The following is an 8,512-nucleotide window of genomic DNA, read 5'->3' on the forward strand; positions in this document are numbered from 1 at the left end:
CCCGCGGACAAGCGGGCCCGATAGCCCCCCCCCGCGCCCGTCGGCGCCGCCGTCGTCGCCGACCGCATCGTCGCCGCCGACCTCGGCGCCGACTCCCCGGGCGGCTTCCTCCCCGTCGACACCCTCGGCTTCGGCAGGACCACCCACGCCTGCCCGCCCCGTCTCGCCACCGCCGTGGCCCGCGCCCTCGGCGCCACCCACGCCCCCGTCCTGACCGTCTCCACCGCCACCGGCACCGCCGAACGCGCCCGCGCCCTCGCCCACGCCCACCCCGACGCAGGGGCGGAGGCCATGGAGGGCTTCGGCGTCGCCGAAGCGGCCGCCGCGCACGGCACACCCGTACTGGAGATCCGCACCGTCTCCAACGCCGTCGGCCCCCGCGACCGTTCGGCCTGGCGCATCGGCGAGGCCCTCACCGCCCTTCAGGAGGCCTTCTCCGTCCTGCGCACCGTCCTGGAGAAGGGCGCCCCACCCCCGTACAGCTGAGCGGGCCCGACCGGCGCGAAGCGGCGGCGCCAGGCGACCACGTCGCCCGGCCCCGCCGCTTCGCCGTGTCCGCGGCCACGTCCCCGGCCTGCGGTGATGATTTCCAAGGGTTTCCCCAGACAACCCGGCCAGGGCCACGGAAACGGTCCACCCCCGGGACATGCTGTCCAAGCCGCACGAGGCGCGACCCTTTCTCACCACAACAGCATGGGGGCAGTCCATGACAACTGAAGCGCGGCTTCGGGACTACCTCAAACGACTGACCGTCGATCTTCATGAGACCCGGCTCAAACTCCGCCAGCTGGAGTCCAAGGACGACGAACCCGTCGCCATCGTCGGTATGAGCTGCCGTCTGCCCGGCGGTGTCCGGTCGCCCGAGGACTTCTGGGACCTGCTCGTGTCCGGCGTCGACGCGGTGACCGACTGGCCCGCCGACCGCGGCTGGGACCTCGGCACCGACGCCACCGGCGGCGCCCGCCGCCAGGGCGGCTTCGTCTTCGACGCCGACCGCTTCGACCCCGCCTTCTTCGGCATCTCACCCCGCGAAGCCCTCGCCATGGACCCCCAGCAGCGCGTCCTGCTGGAAACGACCTGGGAGGCCTTCGAACGCGCGGGCATCGACCCCGCCGCTCTGCGCGGCAGCCGCTGCGGAGTCTTCGTCGGATGCAGCGACCAGGGCTACAGCAGCGGACTGCGGGAGGTTCCCGACGACGTCCGCGGCCACCTGCTGACCGGCACCTCCATGTCCGTCGTCTCCGGCCGCGTCGCCTACACCCTCGGCCTCGAAGGCCCCGCGATCACCGTCGACACCGCCTGCTCCTCCTCCCTCGTCGCCCTCCACCTGGCCGCACAGTCCCTGCGCTCCGGCGAGTGCTCACTCGCCGCCGTCGGCGGCGTGACGGTCATGTCGAGCCCCGGCGCCTTCATCGAGTTCGGCCAGCAGGGCGGCCTCGCCTCCGACGGCCGCTGCAAGGCGTTCTCCGAGGACGCGGACGGCACCGGCTGGGCCGAGGGCGTCGGCGTCGTCGTCGTCGAGCGGCTCTCCGACGCCCGCCGCAACGGCCACCGCGTCCTCGCCGTCGTCCGCGGCTCCGCCGTCAACCAGGACGGCGCCTCCAACGGACTGACCGCCCCCAACGGCCCCTCCCAGCAGCGCGTCATCCTCGCCGCCCTCGCGAGCGCGGGCGTACCCGCCACCGAGATCGACACCGTGGAGGCCCACGGCACCGGCACCGCGCTCGGCGACCCCATCGAGGCCCAGGCCCTGCTCGCCACCTACGGCCAGGGCCGCGACGCCGACCGCCCCCTGTGGCTCGGCTCGGTGAAGTCCAACATCGGCCACACCCAGGCCGCCGCGGGCGTCGTCGGCGTCATCAAGACGGTCCTGGCGATCCGCCACGGCGTCCTCCCGCCCACCCTCCACGTCGAAAACCCCTCCTCCCACATCGACTGGACGGCCGGCAACGTCAAGCTCCTGGCCGAGTCCGTCGACTGGCCGGCGGCCGACCGGCCCCGCCGCGGCGCCGTCTCCGCCTTCGGAGTCTCCGGAACCAACGCCCACGCCGTCATCGAACAGGCCCCCGCCGACGAACCGGCCACCGACGCTCCCGCCCGCGCCGGCCTGCCCCTGCTGCCCTGGGTGCTCTCCGCCCGCGACGAACACACCCTGCGCGAACAGGCCGCACGCCTGAGCGCCCACCTCACCGACCACCCCGACACCGACCTCTACGACCTCGCCTGGTCCCTCGCCGCCACCCGCGCCGCACTCCCCGAGCGCGCCGCGCTCCTCGGCACCGACCGCGCCGACCTGCTCAGCGGCCTCGCCGCCCTCGCCGAGGGCCACCACACCGACCGCGTCCACACCGGCTCGACGAAGGGCGAGGGCAAGCTCGCCTTCCTCTTCTCCGGCCAGGGCGCGCAACGTCTCAGCATGGGACGGGAGTTGTACGACTCCTTCCCGGTGTTCGCGGAGGCCTTCGACGCGGTGTGCGCGGAGTTGGACGAGGGTCTGCGGGAGGTCGTGTTCGGTGAGGACGCCGAGCTGCTGAACGAGACGGGCTGGACCCAGCCCGCGTTGTTCGCCATCGAGGTGGCGTTGTTCCGGCTGGTGGAGTCCTGGGGTGTGAGCCCTGACTTCCTGGTGGGTCATTCGGTGGGTGAGCTGGCTGCCGCGCATGTGGCCGGGGTGTTCTCGCTCGAAGACGCGTGCCGGCTGGTGTCGGCGCGCGGCCGGCTCATGCAGCAACTTCCCTCCGGTGGTGCGATGTTTGCGCTGGAGGCGTCCGAGGACGAGGTCCTGCCGCTGCTGGCGGACGGGGTGTCGGTCGCCGCCGTCAACGGCCCCCGCTCGGTGGTGATTTCCGGTGTCGAGGCGGTGGCGGAGGCCATCGCGGAGCAGATAGCCGCTCTGGGCCGCCGGACCTCCCGTCTGCGGGTCTCGCACGCCTTCCACTCGCCGTTGATGGAACCGATGCTGGCCGAGTTCCGCACGGTCGCCGAGAGCGTGACGTATGCGCCGGCCCGTATCGCGGTCGTCTCGAACCTGACCGGACAGGCCGCCGGTGCGGGGGAGTTGGAGTCGGCCGACTACTGGGTCCGGCATGTCCGTGAAGCCGTACGGTTCGCCGACGGGATCGAGTGGCTGGCCGCGAACGGTGTCACCCGGTTCGTGGAGCTCGGCCCCGACGGCACCCTCACCGCCCTCGCCCAGACCAGCCTGCCCGACAGCCAGGACGCGCTCTTCGCCCCCACACTCCGCAAGGAACGGGACGAGACCGAGACCCTGACGTCCGCCGTCAGCCTCCTCCACGTGCACGGCCGCACACCCGAGTGGAACTCTCTCCTCCCCGGCGCCGGACGCGTCGACCTGCCCACCTACGCCTTCCGCCGGGACCGCTACTGGCTCGAACGCTCCTACCGGGCCGACGGCTCCGCCGCACCCACCGCCGAAGGCGACCACCGCCACCAGGTGACCTGGCGCCCCGTCACCGGCCTGCCCGCCGAGGCGCGACTGACCGGCCGCTGGCTGCTCGTCACCCCGGCCGCCCTCGCGGACGACGGCTGGGACGGCGCCCTCACCGAAGCCCTGGCCGCACGCGCCACCGACCTCGTCACCGTGCCCTGCCCCGCCGACGCCGACCGCGCGACGCTCGCCGGCCTGCTCACCTCGGCAGCCGCCGGGACCCCGGTCAGCGGCGTCGTCTCGGCCCTGGCCCTGACCCCGGGAGAGCACACCGGCACCCCGGAAAGCGTCCTGGCCACCGCCCTCCTCGTCCAGGCACTCGGCGACACCGACATCACCGCACCCCTGTGGACCCTCACCCGCGAAGCGGTCACCACCGGCCGCGGCGACCTCCCCCCTCGCCTCGACCAGGCCGCCGTCTGGGGACTGGGCCGCGTGGCCGCCCTCGAACACCCCGACCGCTGGGGCGGTCTCATCGACCTCCCGCACGAACTCGACCGACGCACCGCCTCCCGACTCGCGGCCCTGCTCTCCGGCGGCGGCGCCGACGAGGACCAGGTCGCCGTCCGCGCCGCGGGCGTCCTCGCCCGCCGCCTGGTCGCGGCCACGGAGGAACCCGCCACCCCCTGGACCCCCAGCGGCACGGTCCTGGTCACCGGCGGCACCGGCGCACTCGGCGCCAGGGTGGCCCGCTGGGCCGCCGAACAGGGAGCCACCCGTCTCGTCCTCACGAGCAGGCGCGGAACGCAGGCACCCGGCGCCGCCGATCTGGAGGCCGAACTCTCGGCCCTGGGCGCCGAAGTCTCCCTCCTCGCGTGCGACATGACCGACCGTGAGGCCGTACGACGGCTACTGGACGACCACCCGGTCGACGCCGTCGTCCACACCGCCGGAGTCCTCGACGACGGAGTCCTCGACCGGCTCACCCCCGAGCAGTTCGACACGGTCGTACGCTCCAAGGTCGCCGCCGCCCTCCACCTCGACGAACTGACCCGCGGGCGCGACCTCTCGGCGTTCGTCCTCTTCTCGTCCTTCGCCGGCACCGTCGGCTCCGCGGGCCAGGCCAACTACGCCGCGGCCAACGCCATGCTGGACGCGCTCGCCGAACGCCGCCGTGCGCAGGGCCTGTCCGCCACGTCCATCGCCTGGGGCCCCTGGGCCGGCGGCGGCATGGCCGCCGACGCCTCCGCCGAGGACCGCCAGCGCCGCGGAGGCGTCAACCTCCTGGACCCGGCGACCGGCCTCGACGCCCTCGCCGTCTGCGCCGCCTCCCCGGCCCCGGTCACCTTCATCGCCGACCTCGACTGGACCCTGTTCGGCCCCGCCTTCACCGCCGTACGCACCAGCCCGCTCCTCGGCGAACTGTACGCAGCTCCCAAGAACACGGCCGGACAGTCCGCCCCCGCGACCGCCCTGCGCGAACGCCTCACCGGCCTGACCGCACCGGCCCAGCGCGCCGAACTCCTCGACACGGTCCGCACCCGCGCGGCCGCCGTGCTCGGTCACGCCGGTCCGGAAGCGGTCCCGGCCGACCGCGCGTTCCGCGAACTGGGCGTGGATTCACTCATCGCGGTGGAACTGCGCAACGTACTGGGCGCGGAGTGCGGGGTACGGCTGCCCGCCACCGTGGTCTTCGACTACCCGACCCCGACGGCCCTGGCCGACTTCCTCCACGGCGAACTGATCGGCGTCGTCGCGGAGACACCGGGCGCGTCCACCGCGACCGGGACCGCGCTGTCCGCCGACCCGATCGTGATCGTCGGAATGGCCTGCCGCTTCCCCGGCGGAGTCGACTCCCCGGAAACACTGTGGAACCTGCTGTCCGAGGAACGCGACGGCATCGCCGACTTCCCCCGCAACCGCGGCTGGGACCTCGACACCCTCAACGCACCCGACGGCCCCTACACCAGCCACACCCACCGTGGCGGGTTCCTGGGCGACGTCGGCTCCTTCGACGCGGGCTTCTTCGGGATCTCGCCGCGTGAGGCGCTCGCCATGGACCCGCAGCAGCGTCTGCTGCTGGAGACGTCGTGGGAGGCCGTCGAGCGGGCGGGCGTCGACCCGCGGTCGTTGCGCGGTTCACGGACCGGCGTGTTCGCCGGGACGAACGGCCAGGACTACCCGGCGTTGCTGTCGCTGTCGGACGGCGACTTCGGCGGGTACGTCGGCACCGGCAACGCGGCGAGCGTGTTCTCCGGCCGGGTCTCCTACGTCCTCGGCCTCGAAGGCCCCGCGGTCACCGTCGACACGGCCTGCTCCTCGTCCCTCGTCGCCCTGCACCTGGCCGCCCAGGCCCTGCGGTCGGGGGAGTGCGACCTCGCCCTCGCCGGCGGCGTGACCGTGATGTCCACCCCCGGCGCGTTCATCGAGTTCAGCCGCCAAGGCGGACTCGCGGGCGACGGCCTGTGCAAGGCCTTCGCGGAGGGCGCGGACGGTACGGGCTGGGGGGAGGGTGTCGGTGTGCTGCTGGTGGAGCGCCTGTCGGACGCGCGCGCCAACGGTCACCCCGTCCTCGCCGTGGTGCGTGGCTCCGCGGTGAATCAGGACGGTGCGTCGAACGGTCTGACGGCGCCGAACGGTCCCTCCCAGCAGCGCGTCATCCGGGCGGCGCTCGCGAGTGCGGGTCTGTCGGCGTCGGACGTGGACGCGGTCGAGGCGCACGGTACGGGCACCTCGCTGGGTGATCCGATCGAGGCGCAGGCCCTGCTGGCCACCTATGGCAAGGACCGTGACGCCGAACGGCCTTTGTGGCTGGGTTCGGTGAAGTCGAACATCGGTCACACCCAGGCCGCCGCGGGTGTGGCGGGTGTGATCAAGATGGTGGAGGCGATGCGCCACGGCGTCCTGCCGGCCACCCTGCACGTCGATGAGCCCTCGTCGCATGTCGACTGGGCCGCGGGTGAGGTCAGGCTGCTGGCCGAGTCGGTGGACTGGCCGGAGACGGAGCGTCCTCGTCGGGCGGGGGTCTCCTCGTTCGGGCTGAGCGGCACGAACGCGCACGTGGTGCTGGAACAGGCGGAGCCCGCCGTCGCAGACACGGACACCCCGATCCCCCCGGCGCCGTCCGTCACCCCGTGGGTGGTGTCCGGACAGGGTGCCGCCGCTCTGCGGGACCAGGCCGCCAGACTCCTGACCCACCTTGGGACACAGCCCGACCTGGACCCCGCCGACGTCGGTCTGTCGCTGGTCAGGACCCGGTCGGCGTTCGAGAACCGCGCGGTGATCCGGGGCGGCGACCGTGGGGAACTCCTGGCGGGCCTTGCCGCCGTCGCCCGCGACGAGAGCGTGCCGGGTGTCGTCCAGGGCGCCGCGACCGAGGGCAAGCTCGCCTTCCTCTTCTCCGGCCAGGGCGCACAACGCCTGGGCATGGGGCGCGAGTTGTACGAGGCGTATCCCGTGTTCGCGGAGGCCTTCGACGCGGTGTGCGGGCACTTGGGTGAGGGTCTGCGGGAGGTCGTGTTCGGTGAGGACGCCGAGCTGCTGAACGAGACGGGCTGGACCCAGCCCGCGCTGTTCGCCATCGAGGTGGCGTTGTTCCGGCTGGTGGAGTCGTGGGGGATGAGTCCCGACTTCCTGGTGGGTCATTCGGTCGGTGAACTCGCCGCCGCGCACGTGGCCGGGGTGTTCTCCCTGGAGGACGCGTGCCGGCTGGTGTCGGCGCGTGGTCGTCTGATGCAGGAACTTCCCTCCGGTGGTGCGATGTTCGCGCTGGAGGCCGCCGAGGACGAGGTCCTGCCGCTGCTGGAGGGCTGGGAGGGCGAGGTGTCCGTCGCCGCGGTCAACGGCCCCCTCTCAGTGGTGATCTCCGGTGTCGAAGCGGTGGCGGAGGCCATCGCGCAGCAGATAGCCGCGATGGGCCGCCGTACTTCGCGCCTGCGGGTCTCGCACGCTTTCCACTCGCCGTTGATGGAACCGATGCTGGCCGAGTTCCGTACGGTCGCCGAGAGCGTCACCTACGCCGAGCCGCGCATCCCGCTCGTCTCGAACCTGACCGGACAGGCCGCCGGAGCGGGGGAGTTGCAGTCCGCCGACTACTGGGTCCGTCATGTGCGTGAAGCCGTACGGTTCGCAGACGGAGTGCGCACCCTGGCGGAGCGGGGTGTCACCCGGTTCGTGGAGCTCGGCCCGGACGGCACCCTCACCGCCCTCGCCCAGACCAGCGTCCCCGGCGGTGAGGGCACGCTGTTCGCGTCGGTCCTGCGCAAGGACCGTTCCGAGACGGACACCGTCCTGGCCGCCGTGTCGCGGGCGTTCACGCACGGTGTGGCCGTCGACTGGCCCGCCCTCCTCACCGGCGCACGGCCGGTCGAACTGCCCACCTACGCCTTCCAACGCGAGTGGTTCTGGCCCGAGGCCGCCGCTGCCGCCGGACCCGTGGCAGCCGACCCGCTCGACGCGAGTTTCTGGGCGGCCGTGGAACGCGGTGACGCCCACGACCTCGCCGAGGTCCTGGGCGTGGACGAGGCCGAACTCGACGCCGTCGTGCCGGCGTTGTCCGCCTGGCGGCGCGGTGCGGCCGAGCGGTCACGGGTGGACGGCTGGCGCTACCGCGTCGAATGGCACCCGGTCACCCCTCCCACCGCGACCGACACCGGCCGCCGGCTCCTGCTCCAGCCCTCCGGCGAGGACACGCTCGCGGGGATCGAGGAGTTCCTGCCCGGAACCGAGCGGGTGACGTACGACCCGCAGGCGGACCGCACCACTCTGGCCGGCGTCCTGTCGGGCCTGTCCGACACCGCCGGCACCGGACCGATCGCGGGCGTCCTGGCGTCCCCGGCCGACACCGCCGCCCTGCTGACCCTCGTCCAGGCGCTGGGCGACGCCGGAGTGACCGCGCCGCTGTGGCTGCTCACGCACGGCGCCGTGGCCGTCGGTACCCCCTCCGAAGGCGTCGTCGACCCGGCACGGGCCGCCCTGTGGGGCTTCGGCCGGGTCGCCGCCCTGGAACACCCCGACCGCTGGGGCGGCCTCGTCGACCTTCCTGCCCGCCCCGACCGCCGCGCCCTGGCCGTCCACGCCCCCCTCGTCGCCCACCCCCGCGGGGGTCATGTCTGCGTAAGCGGG

At 73.5% G+C, this 8,512-nt stretch carries 1 protein-coding gene and 1 pseudogene; both read left to right on the plus strand.

Going from position 1 to position 8,512, the window contains the following annotated elements; genetic code table 11:
- Positions 1-486 (plus strand): annotated as a pseudogene (mqnB, locus tag ACFV2J_RS34650) (futalosine hydrolase); the annotation flags it as partial.
- Between the two features lie 220 nt (positions 487-706).
- Positions 707-8,512 (plus strand): SDR family NAD(P)-dependent oxidoreductase (locus ACFV2J_RS34655; protein ID WP_385442396.1); only part of this gene is annotated, 7,806 nt, incomplete at its 3' end.

Origin of the sequence: Streptomyces sp. NPDC059668 (assembly GCF_042734135.1) — a bacterium.
Classification (GTDB): Bacteria; Actinomycetota; Actinomycetes; order Streptomycetales; family Streptomycetaceae; genus Streptomyces.